Source organism: Paractinoplanes maris (genome assembly GCF_023544465.1).
GTDB classification, from domain to species: domain Bacteria; phylum Actinomycetota; class Actinomycetes; order Mycobacteriales; family Micromonosporaceae; genus Actinoplanes; species Actinoplanes maris.
On the sequence record NZ_JALPVL010000007.1, the window covers coordinates 322,542 to 346,979 of the forward strand.

Here is a 24,438-nt window from a genome sequence, read left to right on the forward strand (position 1 = left end):
ACTTCAGTACCCGGCAAACCACGCCGGCTGATCTGCCGCGAGGAAAACTGCGAAGGCTGTGCGGTGGGGTGGCGATCTGCTGGAGGATGGCCTGAAAATGACTCGGCGGATCGGGCGAATAGGGGCGTCGAGTGGGCGAGCAGGCGGAGACGCGGGATGAAGGCGCGCTGACCGGGTCCGGGCGGCTATGATGGCCGGCGAACAGCGGTTCCGGGCGCGTTTCGACCAGACGCCGGTCCCCCAGGCGATGCTGGCCCTGGACGGCACGATGGTGCTCGTGAACGACGCGCTGTGCCGGCTTCTCGGCCGCGACCGCGCCGAGCTCGAGGGCCTCGACGTTCGTCGGCTGCGCCATCCCAGAGGCGTTCAACCGATACCCGACCCCCTGCCCGCGGTACTCGCCGGAACGGTCGACGCGGGCACGTGGGAGCGGACGCTGACCGGGCCCGACGGCGCCGCCATACCCACGATGATCAACGCAGCGCTGCTCCGGGACGCCGATGGCGTGCCCTACGGGGTCGCCACCTTCGTCCAGGATCTGAGCGAGCTACGCCGGGCCGAACGCGCCTTGACCCGGCGCGAGGCGCTGTTCGAAGCGCTGCAGCGGCAAGCCAACGACTGGACCATGGTGATCGACGCGGATGCGGTCCTGACGTACATCTCCCCCGGAGTGCAGGGTGCGCTCGGCTACGTTCCCGAGTCGATCACCGGCCGCTCCGGGTGGGATTTCGTCCACCCCGACAACCTGCCCGAGGTTCAGCGCTCGGTCGCCCGGGTGGCCGGCCGCCCCGGCGCCGGCGAGACGGTCGTGTTCCGCGGCCCCGATGCGACGGGGGCCTGGCGATGGATGGAGAACGTCTTCACCAACTACCTCGACGACCCGGACATCGCCGGCATCGTCTGCACCGGTCGCGACGTCACCGCCCGGGTCGAGGCGCAGGAGGAACTACGCCGGCGGGCACTGCGCGACGAGCTCACCGGCCTGGCCAACCGGACCCTGCTGAGCGACCGCCTCGACCAGGCCCTCGCCCGCGCCGCCCGCACGGGCAACACGCCGGTTGCGGTCATCTTCGCCGACCTCGACCAGTTCAAGCTCGTCAACGACTCCTGGGGGCACGCCGCCGGTGACCAGCTCCTGGTTCAGGTCGCCGGACGATTGGCCGACGCCGCGCGCCAGGCCGACACGGTCGCGCGGTTCGGTGGCGACGAGTTCGTCGTCGTCTGCGAGGACACCGACCCACCGGCCGCCCAGGCCGTCGCGGAACGACTGCAGGAAGCGCTCGCCGAACCGTTCGATCTCGACGGCCGGCGAGCCTACATCCGGGCCAGCATGGGCGTCGCCGTCTCGCCGCCGCACTCCGCCCCGGACCTGCTCCGCTTCGCCGACGCCGCCATGTACGCCGCCAAGTCCGCCGGACCGGGCCGGGTGCAGCTCTTCGACATGACGCTCGCCGAGGATGCCGCCGACCGGCTGACGCTCGGGAACGACCTGCGCGACGCGCTCGCCCGCGACGAGCTGGCGCTGCACTACCAACCGGTGGTGGAGCTCGCGACCGGTCTGGTGGTCGGCGTGGAGGCCCTCGCCCGCTGGCCGCACCCCACCCGCGGACTGGTGTCTCCGCAACGGTTCGTCGAGGTCGCCGAGACCGGCGGATTTGTGTCCGCCCTCAACCGGTGGGCGCTGCACCGCGCGCACCGCGATGCCGGCCAGCTCCGCACCCGCATACCGGCCCTGCCCCGCATCGCCGTGAACATCTCTGTCCGGCACCTCTTGGACGCCGACCTCGAGACCGACGTCATGTCCGCGGTCTCCGGCGACGAGCTGCGTCCCGGCGACCTGACACTGGAGATCACCGAAAGCGCCCTGATGGACAACCCCGACCGCACCTGCGGACTGCTCGAACGGCTGCGGGCCATCGGGGTGAAGACGGCCATCGACGATTTCGGCACCGGATACAGCTCGCTCGCCTACCTCAATCGGCTGCCGGTGGCGACGTTGAAGATCGACCGCAGCTTCATCCGCAACATCACCACCGACGCCGACTCGCTGGCGATCACCACCACGGTCATCGGACTGGCCCGCTCGATGGGGCTCACCACCATCGCCGAAGGCGTGGAGACCACCGAACAGCTCACTCTCCTGCAAAGCCTCGGTTGCTCGGCCGGCCAAGGTTTCCTGTGGAGCCCGGCACTCGCTCCTGATGCGCTCGCCGATTTGCTCAACCGGCTGCCGGACGGCCGGTTCGCCGTCGGAACGGCCGAGATCAGCAGAGGCAGCAGCCCACGGTCATCGCTGGGTTAGGACGGGTTCTGCACCTCGATCGCTCCGTCCGGGAGCCGGTCGGCCACCTGTACGGTCCACCCCGCACCGTCAGCTGCGTGATCCACGATGATCCAGCGGCCGCCGTCGTGCGCCGGGACGTGCACGGCGGCCAGGCGAGCGGCCTCGGCGCTGGTCAGCGTGGCCGGCAGCCGGATCGCCGTCCGGGTCTGCGGATCCGCGAGGATCAGCGGCGCCTCAGGGGCGGCAGGTGGCGGGCTCGCGCGTCGGCGGGTGAGCAAGTCCCGGATCTTGGCGTAGACGTCCTCGCCGGCCTTGGTCGCCACGGCCTGCAGGAACGGGGCGAGCGCGGAACCGGCGAGCACACCGAGCAGCAGGTCGCCGCCGCCACGCTCGCCACCGAAGCCGGGTTCCGGAGCGGTGGTGTTGAAGCTATCCATGCCGATCATTCTTTCAGGCCGCCCCTGGCGCTGCGATACTGCGCGTCATGAGCCGAGAATCCGGTGCCGCGAAGCTCAACGCGACTGTCGCAGGCCTGGAACGCCGCGCTGCCGCGATGCTGGCGCAGCACGGCGACGGACTTCCGCCGGACGCGTTGGACACCATCATCGACGCGTTGTCGTCCGTCACCGACATGCCCGGCGTGATCCCCGAGGTGGCCGGCCGCGCCTCGGTGACTCTCGGGTTCGCGCTCAAGAGCCGATACATGGCCCAGCTGCACCAGACATCGAGTACCGCGGACATCGACCGGTCGATCGCCATCTACCGCGCCGCCGCGCTCCGGGAAGGCGCGGACTATGCGCTGCTGTCCAACCTGGCCCAGGCGTACCTCGCGCGCAGCGTCAAGGCGCACGATGTCGCCACCGCCCGGAACACCCTGCTGGCACACGCGTACGCCCTCGATGCGGTTTCCGCCGCCGACCCGCACTTCGCCTCCGCGGTGGAGTTCGCCGCCACGCTGGTGCAGCTGCCCTTGGTGGATCACCGCGGCGATGTGGGTCTCGAGACGCTGGCTGCGTCGTTGCTGCGGGCTCAGCGCATCGCTGTTCGCGGAAGTCGCTCGGCACAGGAGTGCGCACGCGCGCTGTACGGTCTCGGTGAGCGTCTGCTGATCCGCTATGCCGACGGCGGGACGCCCTCGCATCTGGAACACGCCATCGCCGCCCTGACCGGGGCGATACCCGGCCTGGCCGCCGAGCCGGGCGCCTTCGTCGTCCTGGGGCTGGCCTTCAGTCAGCGAGCCGCGCTGCGCGGACCGGAGCGCGGCGGCGAAGATCTGGACGCGGCGGTGACCGCGATGCGTACGGCGATGCGCCTCGCCACCACCGGCGAGCAACGCCATGACTGCGCGGCCCACCTGGTGGCCTTCCTCGTCCACCGCTTCGAGACAAGCCGCCAGCGGGACGACCTCGACGAGGCGATCACCCTCGGCATGCGGGTGCAGGCGCAGTCCGGCGAGGCCGGCCCGGCCGCCAAGAAGTTCTGCACCCCGCTGCTGGAAAAGGCTCTGACGCTGCGCGCGCAACTCGACAACAGCGCCGGGGACGCCCAGCGCGCCTATCTGTTGCGCCATTTCGATCCGCGGCTCACCGACTTCCACGATGACGAGCGGCGGGCCGACCGGCCGATGGGAAAGCTCAAGAGGATCTTCCGCGAGCCGTACCTCACCCTGGCCCAGAAGCGGCGGGAGCACACCCACCCCGACCTCGAGCTCGCGGCGGAGACGGAACAGGAGATCGACCGGCTGACCGAGGCCATCACGGGAGCGACCGATGACACCACCCGCAGCCAGATCCGGGAAGCCCTGGTCGACGCCCTGTCCGGACAGTACATTGCCCGGCCGGACACCCGGGGACTCGACGAGTTGATCAATCAGTCCGCCCTGCTCATCGAGGAGCTTCCAGCCACCGATGCCGAGCACCGGGCGGATCACCGGATCAAGCTCGCGTACGCGCTCCGGCAGCGGTACGACACGCGTGGCCGCGCGGCCGACCTCGACGCCACCGCGGAGCACCTGCGACCGGTCCTGGACGACGAAAGGCTGCCGACCTGGCACCGGTTCGCCGCCGCCGTGCAGCTCGGCCAGGCCGAGGCGCAGGGCGGACGCTGGCCGGGCGCACGGGAAGCCCTCGGTGGCGCCGTCAACCTGCTGCCGCTCTTCGCCGGCCGGCAGCTCGCACCCGACGATCACCTGCGCGAGGTGGCCGACTGGTCGGAGGTGGCCTCGGACGCCGCGGCCGCCGCGGTGCGGGCCGGCGCGGTCGAGCACGCCCTCGAGCTTCTCGAGCGCGGCCGGGGGCTGCTCCTCGGGCGGGCCCTGGATTACCGGGAGACTTTCGAGCACATCCGGACGGCCGATCCGGAGCAGGGACCACGGCTCATCGAGGAGCTCCGCCGGCTCGGGACCCAACTGGCCGCGCCGCGCGGGCCTGGCGGTGTGGACCACCGGCGGGCGACCGTCGCCGCCTGGAACCGGACCGTGGACAGCATCCGGCGGCTGCCGGGTTGCGGTGACTTCCTGGCCCCGGTGACCGTCCGCGACCTGCACCCGGCGGCGGCCGGCGGCCCGGTGGTGACAGTCAACATCAGCCGGTACGGCAGTCACGCGCTGGTGCTGACCGCCACCACCGTCGAGGCCGTGCCGCTGCCGGACGCCACGGTGGAGGCCGTCCGCGAGCAGGAGACCGTGTTCTTCGACGCACTGGCCTTCGCCGAGCTGTCGCCCGCGGACCCGGCAGCCACCCACGACGCCCAGGAGCCGTTGCGCGATGTGCTCGCCTGGCTGGGGAGCGCCGTCGTCGGACCGGTGATGGCGCATCTCGGGCGGTCCGGCCCGGTCCCGGCCCGGATCTGGTGGGTCCCGACCGGCAATCTCGCCACCCTCCCGCTGCACGCCGCCGAGCTCGGAGAGGGCCGATCGGCCCTCGACCGGACGGTGTCGTCCTACGCGCCCACGGTCACCTCGCTGGCCCGTGCCGGGCGCCGTCCCGGCCCGCCGGCCCTCGGCGAGGTCCACCTGATCGCGGGTGGCCCGTCGTCCCTGGCCGGCGCCACCGCCGAAGTGGACCGGCTGGTCGAGCATTTCCCGGACGCCCACCGCATCCTCGGCGCCGACGCCACCCGGTCCCGGGTGGCCGCCGCGCTGCGGACGAGCAGTTGGCTGCACATCGCCTGCCACGCCACCAGCTATTGGAACGCCCCGATCCGCAGTGCCCTGCACCTGCACGACGGCCCACTGACCGTAGGGGATCTGCTGGCCGACCGGGCCCCGCGGGGTGAGCTGGTGTACCTGTCGGCCTGCGAGACGGTCCTGAGCAGCACGGTAGCCGCGGCCGAGGTGATGCACCTGGGGACGGCGTTCCACGTGGCCGGCTACCGGCAGGTGATCGGGACGCTGTGGCGGGTCACCGACGGGACCGCCGCCGAGACGGCCCGTCTCTTCTACGACCGGCTCGGCTCCCCACCGCAGGCCGGCACGGCCTCCCGGGCCCTGCACGAGACCGCCCAGGAGTTGCGCCGCCGGTATCCCGGCCTGCCCACCCGCTGGGCGGCGTACGTTCACATCGGCCCCTGACGGGACCGAGCTCCGGCAGACGCTGCAATCTCAGGTAGGGACGGGTGACCTTTTCGTGAGCACCGCTTTCTCCGTGCGGGACATCCCGTTCAGCTTTCCCGGCTCCTGGTTCGACATCTCCCCCGTCGTCGCGGAGAACACGTACGCCGACGACCTGCACCTGGTTTCGCACCAGACCGGCATGCATCCGGTTCTGCGGTTCACCGCGCCCGAGGGCGCCGATGTCGAGGCCACCCCCACCCGGCTGCGGTGGCAGCACCGCGGCGGGCGGGCCGAGTTGGTGTACGAGAACGCGACCACCGTCCGGCTGCGCGGTTCCGGCACCGGTCTGCGGATCGCGGCCGCGGCCGGGACGTTGACCCCGTTCTCGGGCACCTACCTCTACCGCGACCCGCGCGACGACGCGTACGTCTTCACCTCGTACGAGACCGGGCGCCGTTACCGGGTCACGGTTCTCACCGCGCCCCCGGGTGGTGCGGCCGGAGTCGAGCTGCTCGGCACCGCCGAACGGCACCTCGATCTGCCCGGCGACGGCGACTGGGAGGTCGCCGTGGAGGAGTACGAGACCAGCCGCGACCCCTACCGGGCCGAGGTGCCCTTCGACGAGGTGGCCCGCCGGGCCGAGGCGGCGTTTCACACGTACGTCGAAGCGGTGGCCCCGTGGCGCGACGCCGGCATACCGGCCGCCGAACTCGCCGCGTACGTGCTGTGGTCGGCGACCGTGGCACCGGCCGGGTTCCTGGCCCGTCCGGCCGTGCTGATGTCCAAACACTGGATGGACAAGGTGTGGAGCTGGGACCACTGCTTCAACGCTCTGGCCCTGGCCGCGGGTGATCCCGAGCTGGCCTGGCACCAGTTCCACCTGCCCTTCGACCACCAGGAGCCGACGGGCGCCCTGCCCGACTCGGTGACCCACTCCGAGGTCCTGTTCAATTTCGTCAAACCGCCCGTGCACGGCTGGGCCTTCGCTCGTCTGCGCCGCGAGCTGGGCCGGCCGCTGAGCCGCGACGAGCTGACCTTCACCTATCAGCGGTTGAGCCGCTGGACCACCTTCTGGCTCACCCAGCGCCGCGTCCCCGGTCAGGTGCTGCCGCACTACCAGCACGGCAACGACAGCGGCTGGGACAACGCCACCACGTTCGACGCCGGCCGGACGCTCGAGACGGCCGACCTCGCTGCCTTCCTGATCCTGCAACTGCGCGAACTGGCCGCGCTGGCCACCGAGCTCGGCGAGCCCACGGCCGCCGCCGACTGGCAGACCACGGCCGATCGATTGCGGGCCGAGCTGGTGTCGGCGTTGTGGGACGACGGCCGGTTCGTCGCCCGCGACGCCCGCACCGGGCAGGTGAGCGCCGGCCGGAGCCTGCTCGCGCTGGTGCCGATCGTTCTCGGCGACGACCTGCCGGCCGAGGTCCACACGGCTCTCGCGGCCGGACTCGAGGACCACCTGACGACGTACGGGTTGGCGACGGAACCACCCGGCTCACCGCACTACACCGCTGACGGCTACTGGCGCGGACCCATCTGGGCTCCGTCCACCATCCTGATCGAGGACGGGCTGCGCCGGGCCGGGCACACCGGCCTGGCCGACACCGTCAGCGAACGGTTCCGCGCCCTGTGCGAGAAGTCGGGCTTCGCCGAGAACTTCGACGCCGAGACCGGGGCCGGCCTGCGCGACCGTGCCTACACCTGGACGGCCGCGGCCTACCTGATTCTGGCCGCCGCCCATCAGCGCCGGGCGCCGGGCGGGCGGTGAGCGTCACCGCGGGCTGAGCGCGGTCAAGGTGAGCTGTTGAGGCTTTGGGAGCGCTCCCGTATCTTTCCAGACATCGGCTGTTATCGATAACAACTGTCCTCAGCGCCGGTCAGGAGAGAACCATGGTCCTATCGAGATCACACAAGGCCGCCCTGCTGGCAGGGGGCGCCGCGATGGTGGCGTCAGCGGCGGTCGCCGTGACGCCGGCGGCGGCCGCGGCCGCGGGCTGCTCGGTGAACTATGCCGTGTCGTCGTCCTGGCAGGGCGGGTTCGGCGCCACCGTGTCGATCACCAACCTGGGTGACGCTGTGTCCGGCTGGACGCTGACGTGGTCCTACGGCGCCGGGCAGCGCGTGACCCAGGCCTGGAACGCGACGGTGACCCAGAACGGCTCCGCCGTGACCGCCACCAACGCCGGTTACAACGGATCGGTCGCGACCGGCGGCACCGTCTCGTTCGGTTTCAACGGGTCGTGGACCGGCAGCAACCCGGCTCCGGCGGGCTTCGCCCTCAACGGCGTGACCTGCACGGGAGGCACCGTGCCGACAACCCCACCGCCGTCCACGCCGCCCCCGACCAGTCCACCGCCCACCGACCCGGGCGGCACGTGCACACTGCCGTCGAGCTACCGCTGGACCTCGACCGGCGCGCTGGCCCAGCCCAAGAACGGCTGGACGTCGCTGAAGGACTTCACCAACGTCGTCTACAACGGCAAGCACCTGGTGTACGCGTCCACCGTGTCCAACGGCTCGTACGGGTCGATGAACTTCGGCCTGTTCACCAACTGGTCGGACATGGCCTCGGCCGGCCAGAACAGCATGAGCCAGGGCACCGTGGCGCCGACCCTGTTCTATTTCGCTCCCCGGAACATCTGGGTGCTGGCCTATCAGTGGGGACCGACGTCGTTCAGTTACAAGACCTCCACCGACCCGGCCGACGCCAACGCCTGGTCGTCCGCGCAGACCTTGTTCACCGGCACGATTGCCGACGCCCCGTACGGCGTCATCGACCAGACGCTCATCGGTGACGCCGAGAACATGTACCTGTTCTTCGCGGGCGACAACGGCAAGATCTACCGGGCGAGCATGCCGATCGGGAACTTCCCCGGCAGCTTCGGCGCGTCCTACACCACGATCATGAGCGACTCCACGAACAACCTGTTCGAGGGGGTCGAGGTCTACAAGGTGGCCGGCCAGAACCAGTACCTGATGCTCGTCGAGGCGATCGGCAGCCAGGGCCGCTACTTCCGCTCCTTCACCGCGACCAGCCTGAACGGCACGTGGACCCCGGAGGCCGCCACCGAGAGCAACCCGTTCGCGGGCAAGGCCAACAGCGGCGCCACCTGGACCAACGACATCAGTCACGGCGACCTGGTCCGCAGCAACCCGGACCAGACCAAGACGGTCGACCCCTGCAACCTGCAGCTGCTCTATCAGGGCAAGGACCCCAACGCCGGCGGCGACTACAACAACCTGCCGTGGCGGCCCGGACTACTCACCCGGCAGCGATAGGGGTCCGGGAGGAGAAATCCCATCGATCGGGCTCCACCGCGCTCACTCGCTCGGCCCGCCCGGCGGAGCCTCGATCAGGTGGGCCGGCGCCGAGTCGCCGGCCCAGCCCGGCCGCGATCAGTGACCTCGGTCCCGGTGGAGGAAGCTCGACAGGAGTTGCCGGAACTCGTGCGGGTGCTCGATCGCCGGCACGTGCCCGCATCGGCCGAGCACGTGCAGACGGACATCGGGCAGATGGTCGAGCAGGGGCAGGGCGGCCGTCCCGAGCGGGGTGATCCGGTCCTGGGCGCCATGGACGAGCAGCACGGGCGCACGGACCGCGGCCAGCGTCTGCGCCGAGAGGGTGAGATCGTCGACCCACCGGGCCCGGGGCGGAGGGAACAGCGACGCGAACGCGCCCGCCCCCGCTCGCATCGCGGCGGCCCGGGCATCGACGGCCGCATCGGTCACGAGCGCCTGATCGAGGACGAGGCGACTCAGCATGTCCCGGGCCCCGAGCGGGCCGGCGGGGGCGGCCCAGATCGCCTCGAGATCGGCCGAGAGCGGCGCCCCGGGGGCGCCCATCGTCGAGACCGCCACGACCCGGGTGACCTGCTGGGGGCGGGCGGCCGCCAACGCCAGCGCCACGGCGCCGCCCATGGAGTGACCCACCACCGCGTAGCGCTCGGCACCAAGCGCATCCATCAGTTCCGCGGCCTGTCCCACCCACAGCCGGAGCCCACCCCGGGAGCCCGCCGGAACGGGTGTATCGCCGAATCCGGCCTGGTCGGGAGCCACCACGTGCCAGGACGGACCCAGCGCCTGCGCCGTCGCCGCCCAGGCGCCGGACCCGGTCGTGCCGGGTCCGGAGCCGTGCAGCATCAGCACCGCGGGCCCTGAACCGCTCTCCTGGACGTGGATGGGCGATCCGTCGACCGTGACGGTCCGCGGTGCCGTCACCGGGGCCGGGCCGGTGTGCTCATGCCGAGGGGGAGGTGACGGCCTTGGAGAAGACCTCCATCATCGCCCGGCCGAATTGCGGCATGTCGGGCCAGCCCCGGCAGGAGACGAGGTTGCCGTCCACGACGTCGGGTGCGTCGATGACCGTCGCGCCCGCGTTCTCCATGTCACCGGTGATCGGCGGGAAGCACGCTGTCTTCCGGCCTTTCAACAGCCCGTACACCGCCGGCACCTGCGCGCCGTGACACACCAGGGCGATGGGGAGGTTGCGGGCGAAGAAGTGCTCGGTGATGCGCCGGACGTCGGCGTCGACCCGGATCCACTCGGGGGCCCGTCCACCGGGGATGATGAGGGCGTCATAGCGCTCGACGTCGACCTCGGCCCAGGGCACGTCGACCGGCAGCTTCCGGCCGTTCTTCTCCACATAGGCGTCGGAGTCGGGGTCGAACTCGTGGATGACCAGTTGCACGTCACGCATCGTCCGTGACGAGACGTCGACGTCCCAGCCGCCCTCCTGCACGCGATAGTAGGGATACATGGTGTCGAGCTCCTCGGCGGCGTCGCCGGTCAGGAGCAGCGCTCGGGGCACCTGCTTCTCCTCGCATCTCGGGGCGGGTGGGCCTGGATCCAATCCGATCCGATCCCGGTCACGTCAGCATTCCCCGCCCCGGCCCGACCGTCAAGCCTCCACTGTCACCGCGTCCGCGTCCTTGACCTCGTCGAACAATCGCCGGAAACGGTCGCCGGACCGCAGAATGTGCCGGCGCATGGCATAGGCCGCCGCGTCGGGGTCACGGGCGGCGATCGCGGCCACCACCTCCTCGTGCTCGGCCATGGCCAGGTGGGTGACCTGGGTGTCGCGGTGCAGCCGGAACAGGTGCACGTGGCTGTGCAGACGAGCGAGCGTTTCGCGGATCACCTGGTTCTCCGCGCTCAGGGCGACCAGATCGTGAAAGGCGGCGTCGCGCAGCCCGAAGGCGCCGTAGGCCAGGGACCCGCTGCTCCCCTCGAGCTCGGCCATCTCCTTCAGCATCCGCCGCAGACCGCCCACCTGCTCCGGGGACGCGCGCTCGGCGGATCGGCGCGCCGCCGCCGGCTCGAGGAGGAGGCGGACCTCGAGCATGTCCTCGAATCGATGACGGGTGATCTGCGGCGGAATGCGGTAGCCGGCGTGGGGCACCCGCACGACCAGCCCCTCGGCCTCCATGCGGTTCAGCGCGTCGCGGATCGGCGTCTGGGAGACCCCCAGCTCTCGCGCGAGGACGTCGATGGTGACGCGGGAGTCCGGCTCGATCCGGAGCGACATCAGTTGTCCGAGCAGCGTGTCGTACACCTCGTCGGCCAGCCGGCCACGAGATCTTCCCGGCGGCGTTCCGCCCGTCGTCGCCCGGCCGTCCGGCGCGATCATCGCTTCGTCGTCCATCGTGACGTGAGGTCCTTTCTTGCGTCATCGCGAGCCTGTTGACATCGGTCACAACGCTGCGACATGCTGACGCCCACCAGATCGTATAGGAAAAGTGACGGATGATCTTCGTCCTGCATCTCCTTTGATCATCTGCAGCACCCGTCAGCATGCTCGACGTCCCGCGCGGTTGCCACCGGGCCGCACAGGGACCGGCGCCCTTCCCGACGGCAGCGAGACCCCGTACGCCGCGGCGTGCCCGTGACGCCGGTACGCAGCCCCGCGACTGCGCCGCCGCACGCCTGAAAACCCGGCAACTGCTCGGCGAAGAACCAGCGAGGCCGCAGAAGTCCCCTCCCAGAAAGCAGGCAGAGATATGCGGTATCCGACGCGAAGAGGACGATGGTCCGGTCCTGGTCGAAAGGTGCAGCTGGCCACCGCGGCCCTGCTGCTGATGGCCACCACCGTGGCGGCCTGTGGCGACGGCCAGGACAACGACGCGAAGGCGAGCGCCCCCAAGGCGCCGGCGACCATCCCGGAGCTCACCAAGGACCCGCTGACCCTCAGCTTCATCTGGTTCGAGTGGCCCCCCGCCCAAGCGCTGGAGGCCTTCGCGAACGAGGAGTACAAGAAGGTCCGGCCGAACGCGACCATCAAGGTCAACACCGTGCCGAACGCGAACTGGCACGACGCGATGTTCACCCAATTCGCCGCGCACAAGACCGACTTCGACATCGCGATCCTGGACTCGCAACACATCGGTGAGGCCGTCACGAACGGCAACATTCTCGACCTCACCGACTTCGTCAAGAACAACATCGACGTCGCCGCCTACAACCCCTACCTGCTGGCCGCCTACGGTCAGTTCCCCCAGGCGGAGACCGGCCGCCGTGACGAGAACGCCAGCCTGTACGGGCTGCCGCTGCTCGGCGACACCTGGACGATGATCTACCGCAAGGACCTGATCGGCGACAAGCCACCGCAGACGTGGGACGAGATGATCTCGGCCGCCGAGAAGTGCCAGGCTGACAACCCGGGCGTCAGCGGTCTGTCCTTCCACCAGGCCAACGGCTCCGACGCCGCGGCCGTCACCTACAACACGGTCAACGGCATCTACGGCGGCAACCTCTGGGACGCCAAGACGCGCAAGATCGACGGCGTCATGAACGACGCCGCGGGCCAGGAGGCGATGGACGTCCTGGTCAACAAGATGAAGCCGTTGACCGCCAAGGGCTCCGGCAACTGGTTCATCGACGAGGTGAACGCGTCGGTCGCCCAGGGCAAGGCCTGCATCGCGTTCAACTGGATCGCCGCGAGCGGCGGCCTGCTCGACCCGAAGGAGTCCACGCTCGGCAAGACGCGGGAGCAGATCCTCGACAAGCTGGGCTTCGCCACCCTGCCGACCCAGAAGACGAACCTGGTGCCTCTCGGCGGCATGGGGATGCACGTGTCGGCCTACTCCTCCGCGGCGAACCAGGCCGAGGCCCTGAACTTCATGAAGTGGTTCGAGCAGCCCGACATCCAGAAGAAGTGGGCCGCGGCCGGCGGCGTGCCGTCGCGTACGGATGCCCTGGAGTCACCCGAGTTCCTCAACGCCGGGCCGTTCAACAAGGTCTACGCCGACTCGGTTCCCCGGATGCGGGACATGTGGAACGTGCCGGAGTACGCACGCCTCGTCGACATCGAGAACACCAACGTGAACGCGGCTCTCAACGGCGCCAAGAAGCCGAAGGAGGCACTCGACGACATCGCCAAGGAGCAGCAGAGCGTGCTCGACTCCGGCAGCCGCAAGGGCGGCGGCGGGCTGTGAGTGACACCGTCCCTCTGACGACCGACAACCCCGGGCCGGTGGCGTCCGCGACACCGCCGGCCCGGGGCCGGTCCCGCTGGTTGAGCGACCGCCGGCTCGCCGTGGCTTTCATCGCGCCCGCCTTGCTGCTGTTGCTGGCCATGTCGGTGTTCCCGTTGCTGTGGGCGCTGTACCTGTCCTTCACCGACTACTCGGCCACCCGCGGCGGGCCCGCTCATTTCGTGTGGTTCGAGAACTACACCGCGATTCTGACGTCGGCGCAGGTCCATCTGCGGGCCCTGACGACGTTGATCTACGTGGTCGGCGCGGTCGTCCTGCAGACCGTGCTCGGTTTCACCATCGCGTATCTGATCTCCCGGCGCACGCATGGGCGAGGACTGCTGACCACTCTCTTCCTGGTCCCGATGATGCTGTCGCCGGTCGTGGTCGGGCTGTTCTGGCGCTTCATGCTCGACGCCCAGTTCGGCGTGATCAACAGCATCCTCGGCTCGCTCGGCCTGGGACAGGTGGAGTGGCTCACCCAGCAGCGGACGGCACTGATCTCGCTGATCGTGGTCGACACCTGGCAATGGACGCCGTTCATCATGCTCATCGCGCTGGCCGGCCTGACCGCGGTGCCCAAGTACCTCTACGAGGCCGCCTCGATCGACCGGGCGTCCGAGTGGTTCCGGTTCCGCACCATCACTCTGCCGCTGGTGTGGCCGCTGCTGCTCATCGCCGTGTTGTTCCGGGCCATCGAGGCCTTCCGGCTGTTCGACCTCGTCTACATCCTCACCAACGGAGGGCCCGGGGTCTCCACCGAGACGTTGTCGTTCCACGTCTACAAGGTCGCGTTCCTCGGCTTCAACACCGGAACCGCCTCGGCGTACGGGATTCTCATGGTCCTCGTCGTCATCGTCCTCACGCAGCTCTACCTGCGCTATCTGAACAAGCTCAAGGAGGACTGATGGCCGTCTCCGTCGACGAGGCCGTGTCCCCCGGCCCGGTCCGGGATCACCCGGCCCCCACGCGCCGCCGCAGCGGCCGGGGCCGCTCCGTGCTGGAGCTCGCGTTGCTGGTCGTGCTGGCCGCCGTGATGCTCTTTCCGGCGCTGTGGATGCTGGAGACGTCCATCAAGGAGAACCGCGACGTCTATGCCATCCCGGCCAAGTTCTTCGACTTCACGGTCACCCTGGACCATTTCCGGGACGTGTTCGTCGCCCCCGATGGCGGTCGCTCGGCCCTGTCCGTCTCGTTCCTCAACTCGGTCGTGGTCGCCGGGGTCTCCACGCTGCTGGCCACCGTGCTGGGGGTCCCGGCGGCCTGGGCCTACTCCCGCTTCTCGGTGAAGGCCAAGAAGGACCAGCTGTTCTTCATCCTGTCCACCCGGTTCATGCCGCCCGTGGTGGTGGTGATCCCGATCTTCCTCATGTACCGCCAGGTCGGATTGATCGACAGCAAGCTCGGCCTGATCCTCATCTACGCCGCGTTCAACGTCCCCTTCACGATCTGGATGATGAAGGGGTTCGTCGACGAGGTGCCGGCCGAGTACGAGGACGCCGCCATGCTCGACGGCTACACCCGCTTGCAGGCCTTCCGGAAGTTCACCCTCCCCCTGCTCGTGCCCGGCATCGCCGCGACGGCGGTCTTCGCCCTCATCTTCTCGTGGAACGAATTCGTGTTCGCCATTTTCCTCACCTCCAGCGACGAGGTGCGGACGGCCCCACCCGCCATCGCCGGCCTCATCGGTGGCACCACAGTGGATTGGGGTCTCGTGGCCGCCGCCTCCGTGGTGTTCGCCCTGCCGGTCCTCGTCTTCGCCTACCTGGTGCGCAAACACCTAGTCGCCGGTGTGACGCTCGGGGCGGTGCGACGCTGATGGCCGGTATCGAGGTGACCGCCCTGCACAAGCGCTACCCGGACGGCACGGTCGCGGTCGACCAGGTGGACCTTTCGATCCGCGACGGCGAGCTGTTCGTGATGCTCGGCCCGTCGGGGTGCGGCAAGACGACCACGCTGCGGGCCGTAGCCGGCCTGGAGAAGCAGACGGCGGGCGACATCCGGATCGGCGGCACGCTGGTCAACGACCTGCCGCCCGCCGAGCGCGACATCGCCATGGTGTTCCAGTTCTACGCTCTCTACCCGCATCTGAGAACCCGCGACAACCTCGCCTTCCCGCTGCGGGCCGAGGGACTGCCCAAGGCCGAGGTGCGCGAAAGGGTTGACGAGGCGGCCCGGCTGATGCGGCTCGGCCCACTCCTGAACCGCCGGCCGAGCCGGCTGTCCGGCGGGGAGCAGCAGCGTGTCGCGCTCGCCCGCGCCCTGGTGCGACGACCGCGCGCGTTCCTCATGGACGAGCCGCTGACCAACCTCGACGCCGAACTGAGGGCGGACATGCGTACGGAGATCAAGCACTTGCAGGGGGAACTGGGGACAACGATGGTCTACGTCACCCACGACCAGGTCGAGGCGATGTCGCTCGGTCACCGGATCGCCATCCTCAACAAGGGCCGGGTCGAGCAGATCGGTACGCCGCTGGAGGTCTACGACCGTCCGGCGAGCCTCTTCTGCGCCGCGTTCATCGGCTCCCCGCCGATGAACCTGATCGACGTCGAGGTGGCCGACGGGAAGCTGCGCAGTCCGGGCGGACTGGTCCTGACGCCACCGCCGGGTCTGCCGCGCGACCGCCGCCTGGTCGCCGGCGTCCGGCCGGAGGCCCTGGAGGTCACCGAAGCGGGGGCGCAACATTCCGTCCCGGCCCGCGTGGTCTCGGCGGAGTGGCTGGGCGACGAAATCATCTACGTGGTCGACCACGGCGGCCGGCGCGACTCCCGGGTGCGGATGGCACCGACCGTCCGTTTCGCCACCGACGCACCGGTCGGGCTGCGGCACACCGGCGGGACCCCGGCGGTCTACGACGTGAGCACGGAAGAGCTGGTGGCCTGATGGGAACCGTGGCAGCGCACGGGCTGCGTAAGTCCTTCGACAAGGTCCAGGCCCTGGACGGGGTGACGCTGGATGTGCCGGACGGCTCGTTCTTCGTCGTGCTCGGACCCTCCGGGGCAGGCAAGACGACGACCCTGCGAGCCATCGCCGGTCTGGAGAAGCTCGACGCCGGGTCGGTGCATCTGGACGGGCGGGACGCGACCGGTGACACCCCGGCCGCCCGTGACCTGGCCATGGTCTTCCAGAACTACGCCCTCTACCCACGGCGCACGGCGTACGAGAACATCGCCTCACCGCTGCGGGCACGCCGGTGCTCCTCGAGCGAGATCGCCGCTGCCGTCGAACGGATGTCGAGCCTGCTGCACATCGAACGTCTGCTGCAGCGCCGCCCCGCGCAGCTGTCGGGCGGTGAGATGCAGCGGGTCGCCCTGGCCCGGGCCCTGGTCCGCAGCCCGCGCGCGTTTCTCATGGACGAGCCGCTGACCAACCTCGACCTGAAGCTGCGCGTCGAGATGCGCACCGAGCTCACCCGCATCCACCGCAGCCTCGGAGCGACCTTCGTCTACGTGACCAACGACCAGGTCGAGGCCCTGTCCATGGCCGACCAGGTCGCGGTCCTGCAGGAGGGCAAGGTGCAACAGGTCGGAACACCGACCGAGGTGTACGAACGGCCGGCCAACCGCTGGGTCGCCGGATTCGTCGGGAGCCCGCCGATCAGCTTGCTCGCCTGCCATGCCGAGGGAGATCGTCTGGTCGGTGCGCAAGGCTGGACGCTGCCGCGGCCCCGCTGGACCACGGCCGAGGACGGTCGGGCGCTGCTGCTGGGCCTGCGCGCGGAAGACTTGTCCGTCGAGCAGCGTGGGGACGCGTCGTTGCCCGGAGAGCTTTACGGGCTCGAGCCGCTCGGTGACCGGACGGTGGTCGACGTCCGGGTAGGAACGGAGATCCTCAAGGTCAAGGCCCGGCCCACCGTCACCGGTACGCAGGGCGAGCGGCTCCAGGTCACGGTCGATCTGGACCGTGCGCATCTGTTCGACGCGGGCACCGGCCGGTCGCTGTCGCAGGCCGGGCGGTGACCGCGATGAGTGACCCGATGGACGCCCTGGCGCCCGAGCATCGGCGGCTCCGGATCGGCGACGCCTGGCGCGACGCCGCCGGCGGAGCCACCTTCGCCGTCGAGGACCCGGCCACCGGCAAGACCATCGCCGAGGTGGCGGACGCCGGCGTCGGTGACGGGCTCGCCGCTCTGGACGCGGCGACCGGGGCCATGGCGGAGTGGGCGGGGACCCCGCCGCGGAAGCGGTCGGAGTTGCTGACCGCGACGTACCGGGCCTTGACCGAGCGTTCCGACGAGGTCGCCCGGCTGATCACGCTCGAGATGGGCAAGCCGCTCGCCGAGGCCCGGGCCGAGGTGGCCTACGGCGCCGAGTTCTTCCGGTGGTTCGCCGAGGAGGCGGTGCGGGTCGAGGGGCGCTACAGCACTGCTCCCACAGGTGGATATCGCATCCTCACCGTGCCCAAGCCGGTCGGCCCGTGCGTCTTCGTGACGCCCTGGAACTTCCCGCTGGCCATGGGTGCCCGCAAGATCGCTCCGGCGCTGGCCGCGGGCTGCACGACGATCACCAAGCCGGCCGCCCAGACGCCACTGACCATGCTGTTGCTGGCCCGCATCATGGAAGAGGCCGGCGTTCCCGCGGGCGTCGTCAACGTGGTGACCACCAAGCGGGCCGGCGAGGTGGTCTCCGCACTCCTGGCCGACAGCCGAACCCGCAAGCTCTCGTTCACCGGGTCGACCGAGGTCGGGCGCGTGCTGCTCCGGCAGGCCGCGGACAACGTGCTGCGCACCTCCATGGAACTGGGCGGCAACGCGGCCTTGATCGTGTGTGCCGACGCCGACCTGGACGTCGCGCTCGACGGCGCCATGGTGGCCAAGATGCGCAACATCGGGGAGTCCTGCGTCGCGGCCAACCGGATCTACGTCGAGGAGCCGGTGCGCGAGGAGTTCACGGCGCGCTTCGCCGAGCGGATGGGCGCGCTGTCGATGGGCCATGGTCTCGACGACGGCGTGGACGTCGGGGCGTTGATCGACGAGGCCTCGGTCACCAAGATCGACAAGCTGGTCGCGGACGCGGTCGATCGCGGCGCCCGGGTCCTGGTGGGCGGCCGGCGTCCGGACGGGCCGGGCCACTTCTATCCGCCGACGGTCCTGGTCGACGTGCCCGGCGATGCGCTGATGCTCGGGGCGGAGATCTTCGGTCCGGTGGCGCCGATCATGGGGTTCACGTCCGACAACGAGGTGATGGCGAAGGCCAACGACACCGAGTACGGCCTGGTCGGCTATGTCTTCACCGGTGACCTCCAGCGGGCGCTCCGGTTCACCGAGGGGCTCGCCACGGGGATGCTCGGCGTCAACCGTGGCCTGATCTCCGACCCGTCGGCTCCGTTCGGAGGCGTGAAGCAGTCCGGGATCGGCAAGGAGGGATCGCACGAGGGCATCCTCGAGTACCTCGACCTCACCTACGCGGCGATCGACCTCCCGTGACCGACGTTTCTGAGAGGCACCGACATGCTTGAGACCGTCCGCGGACCACGCCAAGTGATGGTGGGCGAAGGAGTCGCGCAGAACATCCCACGAGTGGTGGCCGAGATGGGCTCACGAGTCCTGGTCGTGACCGACCGGGTACTCCTGGGGCAGCCGGGCGTGGCGGCGATCGTGGCCGCCGTACGGGAAAAGGTCGAGGTCCTCGAGGTGTTCCCGGACGCGACCCCGGACGTGCCACTGGCCGATGTCGGCCTGGCCGTCGCCGTCGCCGCCGCGGTGGACGCCGACGTGATCCTCGCCATCGGGGGTGGCACGGTGATCGACCTCGCCAAGATCGTCGGCGTCATCCGGCGCCACGGTGGGACGCCGCACGACTACTACGGCGAGTCGAAGGTGCCGGGGCCGACGATTCCGCTCATCGCGGTGCCGACGACCTCAGGCACCGGTTCCGAGCTCACACCGGTCTCGGTGCTGACCGACCCCGACCGCGAACTGAAGGTGGGAGTCTCCAGCGTCCACATCGTGCCCGACTTCGCCATCGTCGACCCCGAACTCACCTACACCTGCCCCGCGACCGTCACCGCCCACTCCGGCATCGACGCGTTCTGCCACGCGGTGGAGAGCTACACCGCGCGACCGCGGCCGCACGGACCGCGGGACCCGGTCGAGCAGGTCTTCCTCGGCCGCAACCCGATCACCGACCACTACGCGCTCCGGGCCGTGGAGCGGATCGCCCGGAGCCTGCGCCGCGTGGTCCGGGACGGAGGCGACACGGACGCCCGCGCGGACATGTCCTATGGGTCCATGCTCGCCGGGCTCGCCTTCGCCCACGCGGGCAACGCGGCCCCGCACGCCCTCCAGTACCCCATCGGCGCGGCCACGCACACGCCGCACGGCCTGGGCGTCGGGCTGCTCCTGCCCTATGCCCTGGACGCGGCCAGGGATGCCATCGGCAACCGGTTGGCCACCCTCGCCCGGGTGTGCGGGCTCGACGTGACCGACGCCTCGGACGCCGAGGCCGCGGACAGTTTCCTCACCTGGCTCGACGAGCTGCTGGCCGACATCGGCATCCCGCCCACCTTGGCCGACATCGGCGTGGCCCGCGCCGACCTGCCGCGCTTCGCGGAGATGGCCGGTGGTGTCACCCGCTTGATCCAGAACCATCCGGGCCCGACCGACACCGCGAGCCTGACCGCGATCCTCGAAGCGGCCTGGACCGGGGACCGAAGCCGGCACGTCCTGACTCAGTAGCGCCGAGCGCGGCTGCATTCGCCGACCGCTTCGGCCTGGCTGCTAAGGCGGGCCGGACCGCGGCCGAAGGAAAGTGAGGAGACCCACTTCGCTCAGCCCTTTCGAGGAGAGCTCGCTGTGTCGCATCCGTCCTTCATGCTCGACGCGGACGCCTCGGAGGCCCTGCAGCAGTCGGCCTTCCGGCTGCTCACCTCCGAGCGGCTGATCGTGGTGCTGAACGCCAAGAACGGCGTCATCAGCATGCTCAACGAGAAGGTGCTGGACACCACCGACCGGCCGCCGCGTGAGGTCGTGGGTCAGCGGCTCGAGGCCCTGTGGCGGCTGCCCTCGCAGGTGGTCGACAACCTGCTCGATCAGGCCCGCAGCGGCAAGACCATCGAGCAGGTCAACCCGATCATCGACTCCGGCGGCCGGCAGCGCTGGCTCCGGTTCAACGTCGGCCCGATCGGTGAGCCCGGCCGGGAGCCGGAGTCGATCCTGGTCACCGCGTACGACATCACCGAGGACCGGCGCCAGATGGCGGAGCTGCGCGGCAAGGGCGCCGCCATCGACCGGGCCCAGGCGGTGATCGAGTTCGACCTCAACGGCGTGATCCTCACCGCGAACGACAACTTCCTCAACCTCACCGGCTACGCCCTGGGCGACGTGGTCGGCGAACACCATCGCATGTTCGTGGAGGAGAAGTACGCCGAGAGCCCCGAGTACCTCAAATTCTGGGAGCGGCTGGCGCAGGGCGAGTTCGAGGTGGGCGAGTACAAGCGGATCGGTCGCGGCGGCCGGGAGCTGTGGCTGCGCGCCTCGTACAATCCGATCTTCGATCTCGAGGGGCGCCCCTTCAAGATCATCAAGTACGCCATGGACGTCACCGAGTCGAAGCTGCGCAACGCCGAGTACCAGGGCAAGGTCAAGGCGATCGGCAAGGCGCAGGCGGTCATCGAGTTCGACCTCGAGGGCAACATCCTGGACGCCAACGAGAACTTCCTGCAGACCGTCGGATACAGCCTCGACGAGGTCCTCGGCAAGCACCACCGCATGTTCGTCACGCCCGAGGAGGCCCGCGGCAACGCCTACCGGGCGTTCTGGCAGGGCCTGGCCCGGGGTGAGTTCGAGTCCGGCGAGTATCAGCGGATCGGCAAGGGCGGCCGCGAGGTGTGGCTCAGCGCCACCTACAACCCGATCTTCGATCTCAACGGACGGCCGTTCAAGGTGGTCAAATTCGCCACCGACGTCACCGCGGCCAAGATGCGCAACGCCGAGTACGAGGGCAAGGTCAACGCCATCGACCGCGCCCAGGCGGTCATCGAGTTCGAGCTCGACGGCACGGTCATCCGGGCCAACCGGTCGTTCCTGCAGACCATGGGCTACACGAACATCGACGAGATCAAGGGCAAGCACCACCGGATCTTCGTGACTCCCAAGGACGCCACCAGCGACGAATACCGCGCTTTCTGGGACCGGCTGGCCCGCGGCGAGTTCGAGTCCGGCGAGTACATGCGGGTCGGGCGGGGTGGCCGCGAGGTGTGGCTCAGCGCCACCTACAACCCGATCTTCGATCTCAACGGGCGGCCGGTCAAGGTGGTCAAGTTCGCCACCGACATCACCGCGGCCAAGATGCGCAACGCCGAGTTCGAGGGCAAGGTCAACGCGATCAGCCGATCGCAGGCGGTCGTCGAATTCGATCTCGACGGAAAGGTCCTCGAGGCCAACCGCAACTTCCTCGACCTGACCGGCTATTCGATCGAGGAGATTCGCGGCAAGCATCACAAGATCTTCGTTGATCCGGATGACGTGGCCGGTGAGGAGTACGGGGCCTTCTGGGACCGGCTGCGACGCGGCGAGTTCCAGTCCGGCGAGTACAAGCGGGTCGACAAGGACGGCCGGGAGATCTGGATCCAGGCCAGCTACAACCCGATCTACGACGTCCAGGGCAAGCCGTTCAAGATCGTGAAGTTCGCGCTCGACGTCACCGAGACCAAGACCCGCAACGCCGAGTTCGAGAGCAAGGTCAAGGCGATCAACCAGGCCCAGGCCGTCATCGAGTTCGACCTCGAGGGCAACGTGTTGTGGGCCAACGACAACTTCCTCCAGACCACCGGGTATTCGCTGCGGGAGATCGTCGGTCAGCACCACAGCATGTTCTGCACGCAGGAGTACGTCGTCTCCGAGGAGTACCGGGGCTTCTGGCTGCGGCTGAGCCGGGGCGAGTTCATCGCCGGCGAGTTCGAGCGGGTCGGCAAGTTCCGCCGGACCGTGTACCTCAAGGCCGCGTACAACCCGGTCCTCGACCTCAAGGGTGAGCCGACCAAGGTCGTCAAGTACGCCTACGACGTGACCCAGCAGGTGCGCCTGCGCGAGCGCCTGGCCGACAAGTCCGAGGACATGAACGAGTCGATCGATCGGCTGGGCGCCTCCACCGAGCAGATCGTGACCAACGCCCGGCTGGCCGATGAACTGGCCCAGCAGACGCTGGCCAACGCGACACGCGGCAACAAGGAGGTGGCCAACTCCATCGAGACGATCGAACTGATGGAGAAGTCGGCGGGCGAGATCGCCTCCATCGTGCAGGTGATCGGTGAGATCGCCGGCCAGACCAACCTGCTGGCGTTCAACGCCTCGATCGAGGCCGCCCGGGCTGGTGAGCACGGCATCGGCTTCTCCGTCGTGGCCGGTGAGGTCCGCAAGCTCGCCGAACGCTCGTCGGAGGCGGCCCGGGAGATCGGCCGGCTGATCAAGGAGTCGGCGGCCCGGGTCGAGCAGGGCGCCCAGGTGTCGCGCCGGGCTCAGGAGGCCTTCAACGAGATCCTGGTCAGCGTCGACCGCACCAGCGAGACCATCGGCCGCATCACGACGGGCACCGACGACCAGCAGAACGAGTCGCAGACCGTCCAATCCCTGATCGTCGAGCTGACCAGCGACGTGCAGTGACCGCCACCGACCTGGTTCGCGCCGGTCAGGACACCCGGGACGGCAAGTACGGTGTCTTCGCGATCGGCCATTTCCAGCTCGCCCTGCCGCTGGAGGAACTGCGGGAGGTGATCCCGCGGCCGGTCACCTTCGAACCGCTGGCGGCCGGCGCCGCGGGTCTGATCGGCGCGGTGAACCTTCGCCACCAGGTGGTACCGGTGCTCGACCTGCGGCCTGCCATGGGGATCGCCGGCGACGACGCGCCGATGGACATCATCGTCGTGGTGATCCACGAGGACCACATCTTCGGCCTGCTCGCCGGCGACGTCCGGGGAGTGGTCGACCGGGCCGCACGGGCTGTTCCCACCGACAGCGCCGGGCTCACCACCGACGTCTTCGAACGGCCCGAGGACGGCAGCGTGGTGAGCCTGCTGAACAGCGCGGCGGTCCGCCGGCTGCCGGGCCTGCCGGCGGTGCGCGTCATCGAGCCCCGCACCGGCGACGACCTCGACGAGAACACCGGGGCGGCCGCCCCGCGGCGCACCATCATCCTGCTCAACACCGCGGCGATCGGGTTGTGCATCGACGTCAACCGGGTCCACTCGGTCATCCCCGAACTGCGGGTGAGACCGTCACCGATGACCGGTGGCGCGGTCCTGGGCGTGGTGACCATCGGTGACTACGAGGTCCCGGTGCTGGACCCGCTGATGCACCTCGGCCTGGGTGACCTGAACACGGCCCGGGCCGACCGCGGCGTGGCCCTGAGCTTCGACGAGGGCCTGCTGGTCTTCGCGGTCACCGAGGTGGAACAGATCGTCGCGGTGCCGGACAACGAGATCCTCCCGCTGCCCCCGTTCGCCGTATCGGTACCCGACGCGCTGACCGGCATCGTGACCGGTCACGGCGATCGTCTCTACCTGATCCTGGACGAGGAGAAACTGCGGCGCGACCCCGGCCTGCGCGCGCTGGCCGCGCTGGGCATCGCGACCGGCACGGAGCAGGACATCGGCACGGCCAACGCCGAGGCCGCCTTCACCCCGCGGACATTCCTCACCTACAACGCCGGCGTGGACGTGGCGACCCTGCTCGACCAGATCGACGAGATCCTGCCCTACCCGGAGCACATCGTCCCGCTGGCCGGGCCCTTCCCCGGGGTGCGCGGGGTCTTCACGCACCGGGGACGGGTCATCCCGCTGGTCTGCCTGACCACCATGGTCGGCCACGTCCCGCCCGCCGACGGCCCGCCGGCCCGGGTCCTGGTCGTCCTGACCCCGTCCGGCTGTGTCGGCTTCGTCGTGCCGCACCTGCAAGCGATCGAGCAGACGGTCTGGGAGGAAGAGCCCGGGCAACGGACCACCCGGCCCGAGGCCCCGCTGTCCTCCAGCCCGCTGGTCGAAGTGACCGAAGGCGGCCGGCGGCGGACACTGCCGCACATCGACCTGCTGGGCCTGGCCGCCGCGCTGTGACCAGTCGATGACGCCGGCGCCGAATCGGGGGATAACGGTTTTTTGAACCACGGGTAGAAAGTCTGCCGGTTCGGCCA

The 24,438-nt window shown here is 69.7% G+C and carries 17 protein-coding genes; 13 read left to right on the plus strand and 4 right to left on the minus strand.

From position 1 onward, the window contains the following. Window positions 1-190 precede the first annotated feature (190 nt). Window positions 191-2,302, plus strand: coding sequence for a putative bifunctional diguanylate cyclase/phosphodiesterase (locus NAG42_RS22040; RefSeq protein ID WP_250032628.1), 2,112 nt, complete (start codon window positions 191-193; stop codon window positions 2,300-2,302). Here the strand turns inward: NAG42_RS22040 and NAG42_RS22045 are convergent. Then, on the minus strand, window positions 2,299-2,721 hold the full coding sequence (locus NAG42_RS22045; RefSeq protein ID WP_250032632.1) for a hypothetical protein: 423 nt from the start codon (window positions 2,719-2,721) through the stop codon (window positions 2,299-2,301). The genes NAG42_RS22040 and NAG42_RS22045 overlap by 4 nt on opposite strands. A 47-nt stretch (window positions 2,722-2,768) precedes the next feature. Here NAG42_RS22045 and NAG42_RS22050 point away from each other — a divergent pair, with 47 nt between their 5' ends. The 3 genes from NAG42_RS22050 (at window position 2,769) to NAG42_RS22060 (ending at window position 9,122) form a co-directional block, all read left to right on the plus strand. Next, window positions 2,769-5,855: a CHAT domain-containing protein gene (locus NAG42_RS22050; RefSeq protein ID WP_250032634.1), complete on the plus strand. Its 3,087-nt coding sequence runs from the start codon at window positions 2,769-2,771 to the stop codon at window positions 5,853-5,855. A gap of 55 nt (window positions 5,856-5,910) precedes the next feature. Next, window positions 5,911-7,611 (plus strand): amylo-alpha-1,6-glucosidase, encoded by a 1,701-nt coding sequence (locus NAG42_RS44995; protein WP_250032635.1) that lies wholly within the window; start codon window positions 5,911-5,913, stop codon window positions 7,609-7,611. Between the two features lie 122 nt (window positions 7,612-7,733). Next, window positions 7,734-9,122 carry a non-reducing end alpha-L-arabinofuranosidase family hydrolase gene (locus NAG42_RS22060; RefSeq protein WP_250032639.1) on the plus strand — a complete coding sequence of 463 codons (1,389 nt, stop codon included), beginning with the start codon at window positions 7,734-7,736 and terminating at the stop codon, window positions 9,120-9,122. A 117-nt stretch (window positions 9,123-9,239) separates the two neighbouring features. On the opposite strand, the gene NAG42_RS22065 is transcribed toward NAG42_RS22060, so the two are convergent. The 3 genes from NAG42_RS22065 to NAG42_RS22075 form a co-directional block, all read right to left on the minus strand. Beyond that, window positions 9,240-10,061: an alpha/beta fold hydrolase gene (locus NAG42_RS22065; protein ID WP_250032641.1), complete on the minus strand. Its 822-nt coding sequence runs from the start codon at window positions 10,059-10,061 to the stop codon at window positions 9,240-9,242. A 19-nt stretch (window positions 10,062-10,080) separates the two neighbouring features. Further along, window positions 10,081-10,650 carry a DJ-1/PfpI family protein gene (locus NAG42_RS22070; protein WP_250032643.1) on the minus strand — a complete coding sequence of 190 codons (570 nt, stop codon included), beginning with the start codon at window positions 10,648-10,650 and terminating at the stop codon, window positions 10,081-10,083. A 90-nt stretch (window positions 10,651-10,740) separates the two neighbouring features. Then, window positions 10,741-11,484: a GntR family transcriptional regulator gene (locus tag NAG42_RS22075; protein ID WP_250032645.1), complete on the minus strand. Its 744-nt coding sequence runs from the start codon at window positions 11,482-11,484 to the stop codon at window positions 10,741-10,743. Window positions 11,485-11,887: 403 nt separating this feature from the next. Between NAG42_RS22075 and NAG42_RS22080 the strand changes: the two genes are divergently transcribed. The 9 genes from NAG42_RS22080 to NAG42_RS22120 all read left to right on the plus strand — a co-directional run bounded on the left by NAG42_RS22080 (window position 11,888) and on the right by NAG42_RS22120 (window position 24,361). Then, the gene (locus NAG42_RS22080) at window positions 11,888-13,273 is read left to right on the plus strand and encodes an extracellular solute-binding protein (RefSeq protein ID WP_250032648.1); all 1,386 of its coding nucleotides are present in this window, start codon (window positions 11,888-11,890) and stop codon (window positions 13,271-13,273) included. After that, window positions 13,270-14,220 (plus strand): carbohydrate ABC transporter permease, encoded by a 951-nt coding sequence (locus NAG42_RS22085; protein WP_250032650.1) that lies wholly within the window; start codon window positions 13,270-13,272, stop codon window positions 14,218-14,220. Before NAG42_RS22080 ends, NAG42_RS22085 begins: the two co-directional genes overlap by 4 nt. Continuing rightward, window positions 14,220-15,131: a carbohydrate ABC transporter permease gene (locus NAG42_RS22090; RefSeq protein ID WP_250032651.1), complete on the plus strand. Its 912-nt coding sequence runs from the start codon at window positions 14,220-14,222 to the stop codon at window positions 15,129-15,131. Before NAG42_RS22085 ends, NAG42_RS22090 begins: the two co-directional genes overlap by 1 nt. Next, window positions 15,131-16,198 carry an ABC transporter ATP-binding protein gene (locus NAG42_RS22095; RefSeq protein ID WP_250032653.1) on the plus strand — a complete coding sequence of 356 codons (1,068 nt, stop codon included), beginning with the start codon at window positions 15,131-15,133 and terminating at the stop codon, window positions 16,196-16,198. Before NAG42_RS22090 ends, NAG42_RS22095 begins: the two co-directional genes overlap by 1 nt. After that, a complete protein-coding gene (locus NAG42_RS22100) occupies window positions 16,198-17,274 on the plus strand; it encodes an ABC transporter ATP-binding protein (protein WP_250032656.1) in 1,077 nt (358 codons plus the stop codon). The genes NAG42_RS22095 and NAG42_RS22100 overlap by 1 nt, the downstream gene beginning before the upstream one ends. Before the next feature lie 5 nt (window positions 17,275-17,279). Continuing rightward, entirely contained in the window at window positions 17,280-18,740 is a 1,461-nt protein-coding gene (locus NAG42_RS22105; protein WP_250032658.1) for an NAD-dependent succinate-semialdehyde dehydrogenase, read from the plus strand. Between the two features lie 57 nt (window positions 18,741-18,797). Beyond that, window positions 18,798-19,991 carry an iron-containing alcohol dehydrogenase gene (locus tag NAG42_RS22110; RefSeq protein WP_284045744.1) on the plus strand — a complete coding sequence of 398 codons (1,194 nt, stop codon included), beginning with the start codon at window positions 18,798-18,800 and terminating at the stop codon, window positions 19,989-19,991. A 117-nt stretch (window positions 19,992-20,108) separates the two neighbouring features. Then, window positions 20,109-22,916 carry a methyl-accepting chemotaxis protein gene (locus tag NAG42_RS22115; RefSeq protein WP_250032663.1) on the plus strand — a complete coding sequence of 936 codons (2,808 nt, stop codon included), beginning with the start codon at window positions 20,109-20,111 and terminating at the stop codon, window positions 22,914-22,916. Next, complete coding sequence (locus NAG42_RS22120; protein ID WP_250032666.1) at window positions 22,913-24,361, plus strand: chemotaxis protein CheW; 1,449 nt, start codon at window positions 22,913-22,915, stop codon at window positions 24,359-24,361. Before NAG42_RS22115 ends, NAG42_RS22120 begins: the two co-directional genes overlap by 4 nt. The last annotated feature ends 77 nt before the right edge of the window (window positions 24,362-24,438 follow it).